12 protein-coding genes are annotated in these 17,790 nt (G+C 68.1%); 9 read left to right on the top strand and 3 right to left on the bottom strand.

From position 1 onward, the window contains the following. Window positions 1-4: 4 nt before the first annotated feature. The 4 genes from leuA (at window position 5) to QM841_RS16175 (ending at window position 10,165) form a co-directional block, all read left to right on the top strand. The gene (leuA, locus tag QM841_RS16190) at window positions 5-1,813 is read left to right on the top strand and encodes a 2-isopropylmalate synthase (RefSeq protein WP_005569596.1); all 1,809 of its coding nucleotides are present in this window, start codon (window positions 5-7) and stop codon (window positions 1,811-1,813) included. A gap of 159 nt (window positions 1,814-1,972) precedes the next feature. Beyond that, window positions 1,973-3,712 (top strand): aa3-type cytochrome oxidase subunit I, encoded by a 1,740-nt coding sequence (gene ctaD / locus QM841_RS16185; RefSeq protein WP_283332747.1) that lies wholly within the window; start codon window positions 1,973-1,975, stop codon window positions 3,710-3,712. A 416-nt stretch (window positions 3,713-4,128) separates the two neighbouring features. After that, window positions 4,129-9,615 carry an ATP-binding protein gene (locus QM841_RS16180; RefSeq protein WP_283332746.1) on the top strand — a complete coding sequence of 1,829 codons (5,487 nt, stop codon included), beginning with the start codon at window positions 4,129-4,131 and terminating at the stop codon, window positions 9,613-9,615. A 172-nt stretch (window positions 9,616-9,787) separates the two neighbouring features. After that, on the top strand, window positions 9,788-10,165 hold the full coding sequence (locus QM841_RS16175; protein ID WP_005253383.1) for an SHOCT domain-containing protein: 378 nt from the start codon (window positions 9,788-9,790) through the stop codon (window positions 10,163-10,165). Between the two features lie 57 nt (window positions 10,166-10,222). Here QM841_RS16175 and QM841_RS16170 read toward each other — a convergent pair whose 3' ends face one another. Further along, entirely contained in the window at window positions 10,223-11,116 is an 894-nt protein-coding gene (locus tag QM841_RS16170; protein WP_105419659.1) for a LysR family transcriptional regulator, read from the bottom strand. Between the two features lie 72 nt (window positions 11,117-11,188). Between QM841_RS16170 and QM841_RS16165 the strand changes: the two genes are divergently transcribed. The 3 genes from QM841_RS16165 to QM841_RS16155 are packed head-to-tail and all read left to right on the top strand — an operon-like array spanning window position 11,189 to window position 14,088. Continuing rightward, on the top strand, window positions 11,189-12,106 hold the full coding sequence (locus QM841_RS16165; RefSeq protein ID WP_283332745.1) for an EamA family transporter: 918 nt from the start codon (window positions 11,189-11,191) through the stop codon (window positions 12,104-12,106). A 25-nt stretch (window positions 12,107-12,131) separates the two neighbouring features. After that, window positions 12,132-13,385, top strand: a complete 1,254-nt coding sequence (locus QM841_RS16160; RefSeq protein WP_005253380.1) for a Mur ligase family protein — start codon at window positions 12,132-12,134, stop codon at window positions 13,383-13,385. Continuing rightward, window positions 13,378-14,088: a type 1 glutamine amidotransferase gene (locus tag QM841_RS16155; RefSeq protein ID WP_283332744.1), complete on the top strand. Its 711-nt coding sequence runs from the start codon at window positions 13,378-13,380 to the stop codon at window positions 14,086-14,088. The genes QM841_RS16160 and QM841_RS16155 overlap by 8 nt, the downstream gene beginning before the upstream one ends. 84 nt (window positions 14,089-14,172) lie before the next feature. Here QM841_RS16155 and QM841_RS16150 read toward each other — a convergent pair whose 3' ends face one another. After that, entirely contained in the window at window positions 14,173-15,186 is a 1,014-nt protein-coding gene (locus QM841_RS16150) for a type IV toxin-antitoxin system AbiEi family antitoxin domain-containing protein (RefSeq protein WP_283332743.1), read from the bottom strand. A gap of 207 nt (window positions 15,187-15,393) precedes the next feature. Between QM841_RS16150 and QM841_RS16145 the strand changes: the two genes are divergently transcribed. Both QM841_RS16145 and QM841_RS16140 read left to right on the top strand, forming a co-directional pair. After that, on the top strand, window positions 15,394-15,840 hold the full coding sequence (locus tag QM841_RS16145) for an SRPBCC family protein (protein ID WP_283332742.1): 447 nt from the start codon (window positions 15,394-15,396) through the stop codon (window positions 15,838-15,840). Beyond that, entirely contained in the window at window positions 15,837-16,169 is a 333-nt protein-coding gene (locus QM841_RS16140) for an ArsR/SmtB family transcription factor (protein WP_283332741.1), read from the top strand. Before QM841_RS16145 ends, QM841_RS16140 begins: the two co-directional genes overlap by 4 nt. 125 nt (window positions 16,170-16,294) lie before the next feature. On the opposite strand, the gene QM841_RS16135 is transcribed toward QM841_RS16140, so the two are convergent. After that, window positions 16,295-17,752 carry an MFS transporter gene (locus tag QM841_RS16135; protein ID WP_283332740.1) on the bottom strand — a complete coding sequence of 486 codons (1,458 nt, stop codon included), beginning with the start codon at window positions 17,750-17,752 and terminating at the stop codon, window positions 16,295-16,297. Window positions 17,753-17,790: the final 38 nt, after the last annotated feature.

The following is a 17,790-nucleotide window of genomic DNA, read 5'->3' as shown; positions in this document are numbered from 1 at the left end:
TCCCATGTCCCCCGCTGACGCCTTTACATCCGGAACGCGCACCATCACGCCGCCTTCCAAGCCTGCTCCCTCCGATCAGCCTGAGTGGAACACGCAGAAGAATTCGTCGATGCCGACGTTCCGTTACCGCTCCTTCTCCGAGGAAGTGGAGCCGGTGTCGCTGCCGGACCGCTCGTGGCCCGACAAGATCATCGACCGCGCGCCGCAGTGGTGTGCGGTCGACCTCCGTGACGGCAACCAGGCGCTGATCGACCCGATGAGCCCCGCCCGCAAGCGCCGCATGTTCGAACTGCTGGTGCGGATGGGCTACAAGGAGATCGAGGTCGGCTTCCCGTCGGCCAGCCAGACGGACTTCGACTTCGTCCGCGAGATCATCGAAGACGGCGCGATTCCGGACGACGTCACCATCCAGGTACTCACGCAGTCCCGGCCGGAACTGATCAAGCGCACGTTCGAGGCCTGTGAGGGCGCGAACAAGGTGATCGTCCACTTCTACAACTCGACGTCCATCCTGCAGCGCCGGGTGGTGTTCAAGGCCGAGCGCGACGTGATCAAGAAGATCGCGACCGACGCTGCGACCCTGGCCCTCGAAGAGGCGAAGAAATACCCCGACACGCAGTGGCGCTGGGAGTACTCCCCCGAGTCGTACACCGGCACGGAACTCGAGTACGCCAAGGAGGTGTGCGACGCCGTCACCGAGGTGCTGCAGCCGACGCCGGAGAACCCGGTGATCCTGAACCTGCCCGCCACCGTCGAGATGGCGACGCCCAACGTGTACGCCGACTCCATCGAGTGGATGCACCGCAACCTGGCCCGCCGCGACTCGGTCATCCTGTCGCTGCACCCCCACAACGACCGCGGCACCGGCGTGGCCGCCGCCGAGCTGGGCTACCAGGCCGGCGCCGACCGCATCGAGGGCTGCCTGTTCGGCAACGGTGAACGCACCGGCAACGTCTGCCTGGTCACGCTCGGACTCAACATGTTCACCCGGGGCGTCGACCCGCAGATCGACTTCTCGAACATCGACGAGATCCGCCGCACCGTCGAGTACTGCAACCAGCTGCCCGTCCACGAACGCCACCCGTACGGCGGCGACCTCGTGTACACCGCGTTCTCCGGCAGCCACCAGGACGCGATCAACAAGGGTCTGGACGCCATGAAGTTCGACGCCGACTCGCAGGACGCGGACGTCGACGACATCCTGTGGGCGGTGCCCTACCTGCCGATCGACCCCAAGGACGTGGGCCGCACCTACGAGGCCGTGATCCGCGTCAACTCGCAGTCCGGCAAGGGCGGCGTCGCGTACATCATGAAGGCCGATCACGGGCTGGTGCTGCCGCGTCGCCTGCAGATCGAGTTCTCGCAGGCCGTCCAGCGGATCACCGACGGCGAGGGTGGCGAGGTGTCGCCCAAGGAGATGTGGGACGTCTTCCACGAGGAGTACCTGGCTCCGATCACGCCGCTCGAGCGGATGAAGCAAAAGGTCACGGCGTCCGAGGAGGACGGCGGCACCGACTCCATCACCGCGACCGTGAAGGTCGACGGCAAGGAGCACGAGATCTCGGGTTCGGGCAACGGCCCGCTCGCCGCGTTCGTCGACGCGCTCGCCACGATCGACTTCGACGTGCGGGTTCTCGACTACTCCGAGCACGCCATGTCGGCCGGTGACGACGCCCAGGCGGCCGCGTATGTCGAGTGCGCGGTGACCGCTCCCGACGGACGGAACACCGTGGTCTGGGGTGTCGGCATCGCGACGTCGATCACCACCGCGTCGCTGCGGGCCGTGGTGTCGGCGGTCAACCGCGCGCACTGACCGCTTCCCGACCCTCGCTGCCGCAGGCGCGCATCACGCGCACCTGCGGCAGCGTCGTTTCCGGCCCCGGAAAGCGGCTACCCTCCGGGCGTCGGGTGACTACCCTGGTAACGGAGTCCACACCGGACCCGAACCGCCTCGGACCCTTCGGGGGGCGTCGTGAATCTGGCATTTCAACAGCATCTTCCGGTCCGCCCGTATCCGGCCCGGCGCCGCCCCAAGGGCAGCTTCTTCTACAAGATGATCACGACGACGGATCCCAAGGACCTGGGGATTCTGTACCTGATCACGTCGTTCGCGTTCTTCATGGCCGGCGGTCTGATGGCCCTGCTGATCCGCGGCGAACTCGCCGTCCCGGGTCTGCAGTTCCTGTCGAACGAGCAGTACAACCAGCTGTTCACGATGCACGGCACGATCATGCTGCTGCTGTACGCGACGCCGATCGTGTTCGGGTTCGCCAACTACATCCTGCCGCTGCAGATCGGCGCCCCCGACGTCGCGTTTCCCCGTCTCAACGCGTTCAGTTACTGGGCGTTCCTGTTCGGCGGCACCATCGCGATTGCGGGTTTCATCACCCCCGGCGGTGCCGCGGACTTCGGCTGGACGGCATACTCGCCGCTGACGAGCGCGCTGCATGCGCCGGGTGTCGGCGCCGATCTGTGGATCATGGGGCTGGCGCTGTCCGGTCTCGGCACCATCCTCGGCGGGGTCAACATGATCACCACCGTCATCTGCCTGCGAGCCCCGGGCATGATCATGTTCCGGATGCCGATCTTCACGTGGAACATCTTCATCACCAGCATCCTGATCCTGGTGGCGTTCCCGATCCTCACCGCAGCGCTGATGGGGCTGTTCGTCGACCGCCACCTGGGCGGCAATCTGTACGACCCGGCCACCGGCGGCGTGCTGCTGTGGCAGCACCTGTTCTGGTTCTTCGGCCATCCGGAGGTGTACATCGTCGCGCTGCCGTTCTTCGGCATCGTGTCGGAGATCTTCCCGGTCTTCAGCCGCAAGCCGCTCTTCGGGTACAGCGGTCTCGTCTACGCGACGATCGCCATCGCGGCCCTGTCGATCGCCGTGTGGGCGCACCACATGTACGCGACGGGCGCGGTGCTGTTGCCGTTCTTCTCGTTCATGACGTTCCTCATCGCGGTGCCCACCGGGGTGAAGATCTTCAACTGGATCGGCACCATGTGGAAAGGGCAGCTGACGTTCGAGACCCCCATGCTGTTCTCGCTCGGCTTCCTCATCACGTTCATCTTCGGCGGCCTCACCGGCGTCATCCTCGCGAGCCCGCCACTGGACTTCCACGTCACCGACAGCTACTTCGTGATCGCCCACTTCCACTACGTGCTGTTCGGGACGATCGTCTTCGCCACATACGCGGGCATCTACTTCTGGTTCCCGAAGATGACAGGCCGCATGCTCGACGAGCGTCTCGGCAAATGGCATTTCTGGACCACGTTCACCGGTTTCCACGGCACGTTCCTCGTCCAGCACTGGCTCGGCGCCGAGGGGATGCCGCGCCGCTACGCCGACTACCTGCCCTCGGACGGCTTCACCGTCCTCAACTCGGTCTCCACGGTGTTCGCGTTCGTCTTGGGCGCGTCGACCGTGCCGTTCGTCTGGAACGTCTTCAAGAGCTACCGCTACGGCGAGGTGGTCACGGTGGACGACCCGTGGGGTTTCGGCAACTCGCTCGAATGGGCGACGACCTGCCCGCCGCCGCGGCACAACTTCACCGAGCTGCCGCGCATCCGCTCCGAGCGGCCGGCGTTCGAACTGCACTATCCGCACATGGTCGACCGAATGCACCGCGAGGCACACGTGGGTGTGCGGGGCGCAGTGGCGCACGCGACCGAACCGGCGTCCGCCGACCCGAAGGTGAACCGTCAGTAACATCCGCGTGAAAGTTCCCTTCCCCGAGAGCTTCTCGAGGAACCGGACGAAAACGACTCTGTGACAAAGCGTTGCAGATACCTCGACGGAGGACGCCCAGTTCGACGGAATTCCGGCGTTATTACTCTCTCGTAGGGTCGACACGCAAGTCCTTGAACGCTTGACAAGCCGATCGGGGCCTCGCAGAAGTTACGCGCGGGTACATATTTTCGACGTTATGCTCGCATTCCCCGAGCAGCGGACCCGCAATGGCGCAGGTCCGACGATCGCGTTCGGGGCGCCCCTGGAGTTAGTCAAGTGGGTTGTGCAGGGGTGCACGTGTCCGCGAAGGCGGCACCCAGTCCTCGGCGGACATGGCCTTGGCCATCGAAACACTCTGCGGATCAATGAGTTTTACGGAAACGGAGCGATAACAGATGTTCAAGCGAATAGCGATAGTCAACCGCGGCGAAGCGGCGGTCCGCCTGATTCGTGCGGTGCGCGAACTGAACGCCGAGCACAACTACGGCATCCGCACGATCGCACTGCACACCGAGGCGGAACGCCGCGCGATGTTCGTTCGGCAGGCCGACGAGGGTGTGTGCTTGCGCACAGTCAAGACCGGCACCGCCTACCTCGATCACGCCGAGCTGGCCCGCGCGCTGCGCGAGAGCAAGGCCGACGCCGTGTGGGTCGGCTGGGGCTTCGTCGCCGAGGATCCCGCGTTCGTCGAGGTCTGCGAGCAGCTCGGCATCACGTTCATCGGCCCGCCCGCCGAAGCGATGCGCCTGCTGGGCGACAAGGTGGAGGCCAAGCTCCTCGCCGAGAAGGTGGAGGTCCCGGTCGCGCCGTGGAGCGGCGGCCCCGTCGCCACCCGCGCCGACGCCCGCCGTCACGCCCAGGCCATCGGCTACCCGCTCATCATCAAGGCCCGCTCCGGTGGTGGTGGCCGCGGTATCCGCAAGGTGTGGTCCGAGGACGAACTCGAACTCGCGCTCGAACGCACCCAGGGTGAGGCCCAGCGGTCCTTCGGTGACCCCGTCGTGTTCATCGAACGACTGGTTACCGACGCACGCCACGTCGAGGTACAGGTAATTGCCGACAACTTCGGCAACGTCTGGGCTCCCGGTGTGCGCGACTGCTCCATCCAGCGCAAGAACCAGAAGGTCATCGAGGAGTCCAGCTCCCCGCTCCTCACCGCCGAGCAGTCGAACCACCTGCGCACCGTCTCCGCAGAGCTCGTGCGCGCCGCCGGCTACCGCGGCGCCGGCACGGTCGAGTACCTGTACCAGCCCGAGCAGAAGACGTTCACGTTCCTCGAGGTCAACACCCGCCTGCAGGTCGAGCACCCCATCACCGAGGCCACCACCGGCATCGACCTGGTGAAGCTGCAGATCCTCGTCGCGAGCGGTGAGCCGCTGGTCGGCGACTGCCCGCCCGAGTTCGGTCACGCCGTCGAGGCCCGCCTCAACGCGGAGGACGCCGCCAACGGCTTCGCTCCCGCGCCCGGCGCCGTGCAGCTGCTCAAGTTCCCGCTCGGCAGCGGTCTCCGCGTCGACACCGGCATCGCCCAGGGCGACGTCATCCCGCCCGACTACGACTCGATGGTCGCCAAGGTCATCGCCTGGGGTCGCGACCGCTCCGAGGCGCTCGCGCGTCTGCGCACCGCGCTCCGCGAGACCACGGTCGTGCTGCAGGGCGGCACCACCACCAAGTCGTTCCTGCTGGACCTGCTGGACCGCGAAGAGGTCATCTCGGCGTCCGCGGACACCGGCTGGCTGGACCGCACCGACGCAGGCAACTCCAACGTCCCGTCCCGGACCGCGGACGTCGCCCTGATCGCCGCCGCCATCGACGTCTACGACGCCGAGGAGAAGCTCGAGCGTGAGGCGTTCCTGTCGTCCGCTCGCGGTGGACGCCCCCGCGCCGGCCACGCCATCGGCCGCAAGGTGGAGCTCAGCTACCAGGGCCAGGCCTACGGACTCACTGTCACGCAGGTCGGCGCCCACACCTACCGCGTCGACGGGGACGCCCCCGAGACCGAGGTCGAGGTCGACCGCCTCAGCGAGTTCGAGAGCCGTCTGGTGATCGGCGACCGCCGCCACCACGTCGTCTCGGTCGCAGGCCGCGCCCAGTACCTCGTCGAGGTCGACGGCATCAGCCACCAGATCAGCCAGGACGAGGCCGGCGTCGTCCGCGCACCGGCTCCCGCAGTCGTGGTCGCGGTGCCCGTGTCCGTCGGCGACGAGGTCGAGGTCGGCGCCACGCTGGTCGTCCTCGAGAGCATGAAGATGGAGACCGCGGTCCGCGCCCCCGTCGCAGGCCGGGTGCGGGAAGTTCTCGCCATGGTCAACTCCCAGGTCGACGCCGGAACGGCACTGCTGCGCGTCGAGGAGAGCTCCGAGGAGTCCACCGCTCCGAAGTCGCCTCGCGTCGAATTCGATCTCGGTTCTCCCGCTTCGCACGGGAACACCCGGGCCGATGCCCTCGAGCAGATCGACGCACTCGCCGCACTGCTCACCGGTTACGACGTCAGCGCGAAGCGGGCCGGTGTTCTCCTCGCCGATTACGAGAAGCTGCGCGCCGAGATCGCCGGCGACCCGGATCTCGTGCAGGCGGAACTCGCCCTGCTGAACACGTTCGCGGACATCTGCGAGATCGGACGTAACCGTCCGACCGCAGCCGAGGAGGACGGTGACGAGCGCGTCCACAGCCCGCGCGAGCACTTCCACACCTACCTCCACACCCTCGACGTCGAGCTCGAAGGCCTGCCCGAGTCGTTCACGACCCGGCTGTCGCGGGCGCTGCGTCACTACGACGTCACCGACCTCGAGCGCACCGCCGAGCTGGAGGAGGCGGTCTACCGCCTGTTCCTCGCGCAGCAGCGCATGGACAACCAGGTTCCCGTCATCGCCGCCCTGCTCGATCGGTGGCTGAACGAAAAGAACGCTCCCGGCCGCGCACCCAGCGGACTCGGTGAGGTCCTGGACCGGCTGATCATCGCCACCCAGGTCCGCTACCCGGTGATCGGCAACGTCGCCCGCAACGTGCGGTTCCGGTTCTTCGACGAGCCGCAGATCCGCAAGGCCCGCGAGCAGGTCTACGACGGTGTCCGCGGCAGCCTCGAGTACCTCGCCGAGCGTCCCGACGCCGTCGACTACCAGGAACGCCTCGAGGCACTGGTCGCCACCCCGCAGTCGCTGACCGAGCTCCTCGGGCAGCGGATCGCACGCAAGAGCACCACCGTCGGGCCGCTGCTCGAGGTCGTCACCCGTCGCTACTACGACATCCGCACGCTCGAGAACGTCACGTCCTTCGACCGCAACGGACGGCGTTTCGTCACCGGCAACTTCGATCTGCTCGGCGAGCGCCTCAACCTGGTGTCGGCCGTCGCCGAGTACGCCGAACTGCCCGGTGCGCTCGACGAGATCGGTGCCGTCGCCTCGGAGAACCCCGAGAACCTCGTCCTCGACCTCTACCTGTCGTGGACCGCACCGCCCGCCGACCCGAACACGATGTCCGAGGACCTGCGGAAGGCGCTGACGGCGCTGCCGCTGGCCGCGACGTGCCGCCGGGTCACGGTGTCCGTCTTCGGCGGAACCGACGTGGACGTCCGCAAGTTCACGTACCGCCCGGACGCAGGTGTCCTCGCGGAAGAGAAGCTGATCCGGGACATGCACCCGCTCACCGGCCAGCGACTCGACCTGTGGCGCCTGAAGAACTTCGACGGCACCCGCCTCCCCGCGGTCGCCGACACGTTCCTGTTCAACCTGGTCTCGCGCGACAACCCCACCGACGAACGCCTCATCGCGCTCGCCGAGATCCGCGACATCACGCCGGTCCGCAACGAGGACGGCCAGGTCATCGGCGTTCCCGCCGCGGAACGCGTCCTGCAGTCGTGCCTCGACGGCATCCGCCGGGCGCAGGCCACGCGCGGCAGCAAGCGCAAGCTCGACGCCAACCGCGTCGTGCTGTACGTGTGGCCGAAGATCGACGTCCCGGTCGAGGACCTCGAGGCGTTCGCCCGGGTCGCGGCACCGCTCACCGCGGGCGCCGGACTCGAGGAGATCACCGTGATCGCCCGGCTCCAGGGCGAGCCCGGCACGGAGTCGCGGGAGAAGGCTCTGCGCTTCTCCTACCGCACCGGTGCCGGCGTGGTCGTCAAGGTCACCGAACCGCCGACCGAGCCGCTGCAGCCGCTCGACGCGTACACGCAGAAGGTCCGCAGCTCACGTGCCCGCGGCACCGTCTACCCGTACGAGCTGATCCCGCTGCTCACCGGCCGCGACGGCAGCTTCGTCGAGCACGACCTGGACGAGACGGGCCAGCTGGTTCCCGTCGAGCGTCCGTACGGTCAGAACAAGGCCGGCCTCGTCGTCGGTCTGGTCACCGCCCGCACCGACCGGCATCCCGAGGGAATGACCCGCGTCGCGCTCTTCGGTGACCCGACGAAGGCCCTCGGCACCGTCGCGGAAGCCGAGTGCGCCCGCCTCGTCGCCGGTGTGGACCTGGCCGAGAAGCTGGGTGTCCCGGTCGAGTGGTTCGCGCTGTCGTCCGGCGCGACGATCTCCATGGACAGCGGCACCGAGAACATGGACTGGGTGTCCCGCGGCCTGCGTCGCCTCATCACGTTCACGCAGAACGGTGGCGAGGTCAACGTGATCGTGGCCGGCATCAACGTCGGTGCGCAGCCGTACTGGAACGCCGAAGCCACGATGCTGATGCACACCAAGGGCATCCTCGTCATGACGCCGGACAGTGCCATGGTGCTCACCGGTAAGAACTCGCTCGACTACTCGGGTGGCGTCTCGGCCGAGGACAACTTCGGCATCGGTGGTTACGACCGCGTGATGGGCCCGAACGGTGAGGCGCAGTACTGGGCGCCGAACCTGCCCGCCGCGTGCGAGATCCTGTTCGCGCACTACGACCACGCGTACGTCGTTGCCGGAGAACGCTTCCCGCGTCGGGCGCAGACCAGCGACCCGATCGGGCGCGACGTGCGGTCCTTCCCGCACATCCACCCGTCCAGCGACTTCACCACGGTCGGCGACATCTTCTCCGCGGAGACGAACCCGGAACGCAAGAAGCCGTTCGACATTCGCACGGTGATGCGTTCGCTCGTCGACCAGGACCACGCGGTGCTGGAGCGGTGGGCCGACATGGCGGACGCCGACACGTCCGTCGTGTTCGACGCGCACCTCGGCGGTTACCCGGTGAGCGTCATCGGCATCGAGTCGCGGGCCATCGCCCGTAAGGGATGGTCGCCGGCCAACGGTCCCGACCAGTGGACCGCGGGAACGCTGTTCCCGCAGTCGTCGAAGAAGACGGCCCGGGCGATCAACGCCGCCAGCGGCAGCCGTCCGCTCGTGGTGCTGGCCAACCTGTCCGGCTTCGACGGTTCCCCGGACTCGCTGCGGCACATCCAGCTCGAGTACGGCGCCGAGATCGGCCGCGCCATCGTCAACTTCGACGGCCCGATCGTGTTCTGCGTCGTCTCCCGCTACCACGGTGGCGCGTTCGTGGTGTTCTCCGGAGCACTGAACGACAACATGGAGGTGCTGGCGGTCGAAGGTTCGTTCGCCTCGGTCCTCGGTGGTGCCCCCGCCGCGGCCGTGGTGTTCACCCGCGAGGTCAACTCGCGGGTGGCCGCCGACCCGTCGATCCGGGAGCTCGAGGCCAACCTGGCGGGCGCCCAGAACGACGCCCAGCAGGCTCACCTGCGGGTGGAGCTGGCGGCCCAGCAGGCTGCGGTGCGCAACGAGAAGCTCGGTGAGGTCGCGGCCGAGTTCGAGGCCGTGCACAACATCCAGCGGGCACAGCGGGTCGGCTCCGTCGACGCCGTCATCCCGGCCGTCGAACTGCGTCCGTACATCATCGGTGCGGTCGAGCGCGGCATGCGCCGGGCGGTCGAAGCAGGCAAGTAGTCCCCACCCGAACGGCCGCGGCACCTACCGGTGTCGCGGCCGTTCGGCGTTTCCGCCACCGCGGGCGGGGAGTCCGCACCGGCCGCATTTCACCTGTTTCGGATGACGCGGGTGCCCCGACCCGGTGCGATAGTCAGCGCAGAGTGAATTCGACTGTGAATGGAGCGCTGCAATGGACTCTTTCTGGGACTTTCTCTGGGTGATCATCGTCACCTTCGGCTTCGTGGCCTACCTGATCCTGTTGTTCTCCATCATCACCGACCTGTTCCGCGACCATAAGACGTCGGGCTGGGCGAAGGCCATCTGGATCATCTTCCTGTTCTTCATCCCGCTGCTGACCGCGCTGGTGTATCTCATCGTCAAGAGCGACGGCATGGCCCAGCGGTCGATGGCGGCCGCGCAGGAGGTGAAGCAGGCCCAGGACAGCTACATCCGTTCCGTGGCGGGCAAGTCCTCGGCCGAGCAGATCGCGGACGCGAAGGCCCTGCTCGATGCAGGCACCATCACACAGCAGGAGTACGAGACGCTGAAGGCCAAGGCGCTGGCCTGACCCCGCACCGTCACCGTCGAAGGCCCGCCCCGGTGCGGGCCTTCGTGCTGTCGGGGGTCAGTCCCGCATCCGCGCCGCGACGTCCCGGAACGCCTGCAGCACCGTCGCCACCGCGGGGACGTCGTCGGCGGCCGGCCGCCGAGCCAGTTCGTAGATACGGGCCGCCCGCACCCCGGCCAGCGGCAGCTGGACCACCGAGCGGTTCGTCACCGCGTGGCGGGCCAGCAGGGCAACGCCGTGACCACCGGCGACGAGTTCCTCGATGACCCGGAAGTCGTTGATGCGCATCACCACATGCGGCTGCACACCGGTCGCGGCGGCCACCGACATCAGCACGTCGTCGACGGGGAACCCGCCGCGCACACTGATCCACCGCTCGTCCGCCAACTGGTCCGGGCGGACCGCATCCTGGCCGGCCAGCGGATGGCCCGGCGGCAGGATGAGGTCGATGGGTTCGCGCATCAGCGGTTCGGCCGTCACCCGCGGCGAGGACGTGTCCGGGGCCCGCTCGTCGCGATGCGTGAGGACCACGTCGTAATCGGCGAGCAGGGTGGGCACCGCGGCGGCGGGCAGGTCCTCGTCGCGCGCCTGCAGGTCCACCCCACTGCCTTCGAGCGCGTCCAGCAGTCCGGGCAGCAGCAGCGCGGCGCCGGACGGGAACAGCGCCACCCGCACCCGCCCGCGCGGCGAACCGCGGTAGGCGCTCATCTCCGCCGCCGCACGGTCCAGGGCGGCCACGACGTCGTCGGCGCGGACGACGAGCGCCTGACCGGCGTCCGTGAGCCGCAACCGGCGGCCGGCGGGTTCGAGCAGGGTCACCCCGGCCTCCCGCGACAGGATCTTGAGCTGCTGCGACACCGCCGACGGCGTCATCGACAACGCCTGCGCGGTCGCTGCCACCGTGCCGCGGTCCGCGAGCTCGCGCAGCACGCGCAACCGGGTCGCATCCATGTAGCAAAACTACATTGATAGTGCACTTTAATGCGCTTGTCCTGATCATTTCAGGCCCTCACGATGGAATGCATGACCTCCCGCGACCGGCTGCTCGGACTCACCGTCGTCGTCCTGTGGGGGCTCAACTTCCTCGCCATTCGCGCGGGCCTCGATCACTTCCCACCGTTCTTCTTCGCCGCGCTGCGATTCTTCGTCATCGCGATCCCGGTGATCCTGTTCGTTCCCCGGCCACAGGTCCCGCTGAAGTGGCTGCTGGTGTACGGCCTCGGGTTCGGCGTCGGCCAGTTCGCCTTCCTCTTCTGGGCCATGCACGTCGGCATGCCCACCGGGCTGGCATCGCTGGTCCTGCAGTCGTCCGCACCGTTCACCGTGGTCCTCGGCGCGGTCCTGCTGCGGGAGCGACTGCGGCCCGCACAGGTGAGCGGACTCCTGGTGGCGATGGCCGGAATGACCCTCATCGGCTGGGACCGCGCCCAGCACGCCGCGCTGCTGCCGGTGGCCCTGACGCTGCTCGCGGGACTGTCGTGGGCGGTGGGCAACATCGGCAACCGCAAGGCCGCGTCCGATCAGCCGATGCGCCTGATGCTGTGGATGTGCGTCATTCCGCCGCTGCCGATGCTGGCGCTGTCGCTCGGCGTGGAGGGACCGTCCGCGGGCTGGAACTCCCTGACGTCGTCGCTGGAGGGCACCGGCCCGCTCGCGCTCGCAGGCCTCGCCTACATCGTGATTCTCGGCACGGTCGCGGGCTCAGGTCTGTGGACGGCACTGCTCAGCCGCTACCCCGCCGGGATGGTCGCACCGTTCTCCCTGCTGGTTCCGATCGTCGGGATCGGGGCGTCCTGGCTGGTGCTGCACGAGGAGCCGAGCATGCTGTCGCTGATCGGCGGGGTCGTCGTCATCGCCGGTGCCGCCGCCACCCAGGTGAGTGGCAGGGTGCGTCCGAGCACACTTTCGCACTCACCTGCCCCCGCGCGAGTCGGCGTCTGACCGGACCCTGTGCAAAACTCGCGGAGTGAGTACTGGAACTGGGATCACGACGCGCGGCAAGCTCGCCCTGCGCGCAGCGGCGGCGGCCTCGTGGGCGTCGCAGAAGGCGGGCCGGGGCAAGGGCTCGATGATCGGCGGACTGATCGCCCTGAAGATCGACCCGACACTGATGGAGCAGCTCGGCGCAGGCCGGCGCACCGCGGTGATCACCGGCACCAACGGCAAGTCCACCACCACCCGGATGACCGCGGCGGCGCTCTCCACCCTCGGTGAGGTCGCGACGCAGGCGGATGGCGCCAACATGGACGCCGGCATCGTCGCGGCGCTCAGCACCCGCGTCCACGCGCCCCTCGCCGCCCTCGAGGTCGACGAACTCCACGTCCCGCACGTCTCCGACGCGGTCAACCCCGAGGCCCTGGTGCTGCTCAACCTCAGCCGCGACCAACTCGACCGGGTCGGCGAGATCAACATGATCGAACGCAAACTCCGCGCCTGCGTCGCCGCGCACCCGGAGGCCGTTGTGATCGCCAACTGCGACGACGTCCTCGTCACCTCGGTGGCCTACGACGCGAAGAACGTCGTCTGGGTCGCCGCGGGCGGCGGATGGGCCAGCGACGCCGCCAGCTGTCCGCGCACCGGTGAACCCATCGTCTGGGAGGGCTCGCACTGGCGCAGCACGGGTTCGGACTTCGCGCGCCCGACCCCCGACTGGTGGCTGGACGACGAAAACCTGTACGGGCCCGACGGTCTGAAGATCCCGATGACACTCGCCCTGCCCGGGCGCGCCAACCGCGGCAACGCCGCGCAGGCCGTCGCCGCGGCGGTCGCGATGGGCGCGAAGGCGGAGGACGCCGTCGCCGCGGCAGCCACCGTCCAGGAGGTCGCGGGCCGCTACAGCACCGTCGAGGTCGGGTCGCACTCCGTGCACATGCTGCTCGCCAAGAATCCCGCCGGCTGGCAGGAAGCGCTGTCGATGATCGACCCCACCGTCGACGGACTCGTGATCGCCGTCAACGGGCAGGTTCCCGACGGCGAGGACCTGTCCTGGTTGTGGGACGTGCGGTTCGAGCACTTCGAGGGCGTCAAGGTGGTGGCGGCCGGCGAACGCGGCACCGACCTGGCCGTCCGTCTCACGTACGCCGGCGTCGAGCACACGCTCGACCCGAACCCGTTGCGGGCCATCGCGTCCTGCCCGCCCGGACGCGTCGAGGTGCTCGCCAACTACACCGCCTTCCGCGACCTGAACACCGCCATCGCGAAGGAGGCGCGCAATGCCTGACTCGACCGTACGCATCGGCCTGGTGCTGCCCGACGTGATGGGCACCTACGGCGACGGCGGCAACGCCCTGATCCTCCGGCAGCGACTGCGCATGCGCGGATACGACGCGGAGATCGTCGAGATCACGCTGAACGACCCGGTCCCGGAGTCCCTCGACGTGTACACGCTCGGCGGGGCCGAGGACTCGGCGCAGCGCCTCGCCACCCGGCACCTCGCCAAGTACCCCGGACTGCAGAAGGCCGCCGAACGCGGCGCCCCCGTCCTGGCGATCTGCGCCGCGATCCAGGTGCTCGGCAACTGGTACGAGACGTCGAGCGGCGAACGCGTCGAGGGTGTCTCGATGCTCGACGTCACCACGTCCCCGCAGGCGACCCGTTCCATCGGTGAAGTGATCACGACACCACAGATGGACGGGTTGACGCAGCCGCTCACGGGGTTCGAAAACCACCGCGGCGGAACCACACTCGGCTCCGATGCCCGCGGCCTGGCCCGGGTCACGCACGGCGTCGGCAACGGCGTCGGGGACGGACTCGAAGGCGTCGTCCAGGGTTCCGTGATCGGCACGTACATGCACGGACCCGCGCTCGCCCGCAACCCCGAACTCGCCGACCTGCTCCTGAAACGGGCGCTGGGCGTCGACGAACTCGCGCCCCTCGACCTGCCCGAGGTCGCGCAGTTGCGCCGTGAGCGCCTGCGCGTCTGAGCACGTGAGTGGCAAAGCGTCGTCCCGTACTCTTTCTCACTCACCTCCGCAGGTGAGTGAGAAAGAGTGGCCGGGCACCCTTTCTCACTCACGTGGGCAGGCTGGACAGCGGCGCGACCTATCGGCCCATCCTTCGCGGACCAACACCCGGCGCACTTCCTCGAATACCCCGCAGGGGTCGCGGGTCGTCTCCTCCCACCCGTAGACCAGCCGTGGACGGTCGGCCAGCTCCGCCGCGTTGTCGCGCCGACGGTCACGGAAGCGGGACTGTTGCGCGCTGTGATACTGCTGCCCGTCGAGCCGGACGATCAGCGGCACACCCATGGGGCTGTAATCGACGTCCTCGTACAGAATCCGGCCGTCCACGACGTGCGGCATCTGACGTTTCCCGCTCGGCAGCCCGTGCGCCCGTTCGACGTCGAGTGCGTAACGATGTTCGAGGGCCGATTGAACGCCGTCGCCGAGCAGCGTCACGGCGTCGGCGATGTCGGTCGCATACCGGTGTGGACGCCGGACCTCGAGTTTCCGCCGGAGCACCTCGACGTGGACCTTGCCACTCGTGGCGGCCTCGATGAACCGGAGGGCCGCCTCCCGCGGGGTGGCCTCGGACACCGCGAGGTCGATCACCGTGTCGGCCAACGACGTCCGTGGCAGGCGGAACGGGACCGAGATGTGCTCGAATGCGCGGGACCGATGGACCACGACGCCACCATGAACGAGTGCGTTGCCGACCGAGGTGGGGCGCGGACCGCCGGGTGAGCGGACCGTCGGCCCCTGATTCACCGCCGAGCAGTTGTAGGGGACGGTGATGTGGACCGGTGCCGACGGGTCGTCGACGCGGAGCAGTCCCCATTCCTCGGCCGCGGTCCGGTGACTCAGGATCGCCCGGCCGCCGTACAGGAGTGCGGCGGAGAGGGCCATCGGGCGGGTGAGCGGACCGTTGGTGACCGCGATGACGCGCGGCAGCACCCGCAGCCACTGGCCGGACACCACACGATGTCGGAGTGCGGTGGCACTGACGCCGTGCGCCCGGAGCTGTGCCGTGGTGACGACGCCGTCCTGGGCGTCGAGAATGGTCTGCCATGAGTCGTGTTCCATGCTCGGAACGGTGTCGGCCCGCCCCGACAGGAACCGCCCCTTCCCACCATTTTTTCCACAGCCTGTGGATAACCCATGTGAGTGAGAATGCGCCCCCGGGCGCACATCGGCACTCACGTGCGGAGCGCAACCGAAGGGTTGCAGAACGACGAAAAGAGTGCAACCATAAAGTTGCACATCAACCGTCGTCGAAAAAGGTGACCCACCATGGACGCATCGAGCAGCATCACCCGGACCGTCGTCGTGAACGCCCCGAGATCGGCGGTGTGGGCGGCGATCACGGATCCCGACAAGATCAGCCAGTGGTTCGGACAGCGCACGTCGCTCGACCTCAGCGTCGGCGGCAAGGCCGCCTTCACCTGGGACGAGCACGGCACCGCCCACGCCGTCGTCACGGAGGTCGACGAACCGAACGCCTTCGGCTTCCGCTGGGCCGCCGACATGGACGCCGACCCGGTGATCGGCAACTCCACCCTGGTGCGGTTCACGCTTTCCGAGCACGCATCCGGCACCGAACTGACAGTCGTCGAGACCGGATTCGACACCCTCGACCGCGACGTGGCCGACCAGAAGCGGGCCCGCGAGGGCAACGTCCAGGGCTGGCACGCCGAACTCGACGAACTGGTCGCGTACCTGCACGGCGTGAAGGCATGACAGTGGGCACGTACGCCGAACTGGCCTCGGTGTTCGCGGCACTGTCCGACGAAACCCGCTGGGAGATCCTCACCGAACTCGGGCGGGCCGACCAGTCGGCGTCGTCGCTCGCCACCCGGCTTCCGGTGTCGCGGCAGGCCATCGCGAAGCATCTGAATGCGCTACAGGCCTGCGGACTGGTGGAGTCGGTGAAGGTGGGCCGCGAGATCCGCTACCGCGCGCTGGGCGCGGAGCTCAACAAGACGGCGCGGAGGCTGGAACGGATCGGCGCCGAGTGGGATCGCCGGCTGGCCGCCATCAAGCAGATCGCGGAATCGATGGAGGAGTAAAGACCCCAGACAGGGGTTCGGCCGGGAATGCTTCTGCATTCTCGGCCGGATCTCTGCTTCTCGAGTTTTCTCTGCTCACAGGTACATTTCCTCGATCCGCATCACTGACGATACACGCGAGTGATCTACGTCACAAGAGGCTCTACCGGACTTTTCTTCACCCGATCGTGCCCGGGCAGGGCCAGGGAGACCGCGAACACCAGGACCGCCAGCACGGCGCACACCCCGTAGGCGATCGAGAAACCGGCGGCCGAGGCGACACCGCCCACCATGCTCGCCGCCAGGACCGTCGCGACCACCGCGCTGCACATGGTGGTACCCATCGTCCGCAGCAGGACGTTGACGCCGTTGGCCGCGGCCATCTGCGTGGACGGCACGGCCCGGACGATCAGCATCGGCAGCGTGCTGTACACCAGCGAGGTGCCGACGGCCGCGACCCCGAGCGCGGCGATCACCATCCACAACTCCTTGTGCGGCACCGTGTGCAGCGCGTAGCCGAGGACGAGACAGATCGCGCCCGACAGGATCGTCACCTTCGACCCGTAGCGTTCGGACACCCGGGCCCCGACCTGCGCGAAGACGATCATCGACAGACTCGTCGGCAGCTGGCACACCGCGGCCTGGAGAATCGTCAGGCCGTAGCCGGCGTCTCCGCGGGGCGCCTGCAGCAACTGGGTGGTGATGAGGGCGTTTCCGTAGAACGCGAACCCGACGAGCAGCGCCGTGACATGCGGCAGCAGCACCGACCGTCGCGCCGACACCCGCAGGTCAACCAGCGGGTTCCGATTTCGCAGCTGCTGATGTCCCCACAGCGCGAACAGGAACACCGCGGACGCGAACATGCCCAGCACCGCGGGGCTACCCCAGCCCCACGAGCTGCCCTGGGTGATCGGGACGAGCAGGCAGACGAGGGCCGCGGTGAGACCGACGGCGCCGACGCCGTCGAACCGCCCACCGGACCGCACCTCGGACTCGCGGATGAACAGCACCGCGGCCGTGGTGACCGCGAGCCCGATTCCCGCGATGACCCAGAAGAGGACGTGCCAGTTGGAGTACTCGGCGACGGACGCCGCGAACGGCAGTCCGAGCGCGGTGCCGATCCCGAGGGTCGAGCTCATCATGGCGATGGCGCCGTTGACCTTCTCCCGCGGCAATTCGTCGCGGAGGATCGAGATTCCGACCGGGATGACGGCGGCGCCTGCCCCCTGCAGTCCCCGCGCGAAGATCAGGAACGCGATGTCGGACGTCACGGCGCAGATCAACGCTCCGAGCGTCATGAAGACGAAGGCGACGAGAAGCATCCGCTTCTTGCCGAACATGTCGGCGAGCCTGCCGAAGATGGGGGTGACGACCGCGCCGACCAGGAGGGTGGTGGTGATCAGCCAGGACACCGACGTCTGACTCGCGCCGGTGAACGCCGGCATGCTGGGCAGGAGGGGCACCATGACGGTCTGCAGGACGGCCTGGAACACGCCCGCGAACGCGAGAATCGGGAAGAGGTAACGCGATCCGCCGACAGAGTCCGGCGGTGCGACCGGCTGATCCGCAAGCGCCGACAGTGGGCGCGGCAACGAGATCGTCAAGCGTCACCCCTTGCACAGCTGGTAAATGGTTGTTCACC

Origin of the sequence: Rhodococcus sp. IEGM 1307, from assembly GCF_030056915.1 — a bacterium.
GTDB lineage: Bacteria > Actinomycetota > Actinomycetes > Mycobacteriales > Mycobacteriaceae > Rhodococcus_F > Rhodococcus_F opacus_D.
The sequence above is the reverse complement of the archived record's forward strand: the minus strand, read 5'-3'. Positions and strand labels throughout refer to the sequence as shown.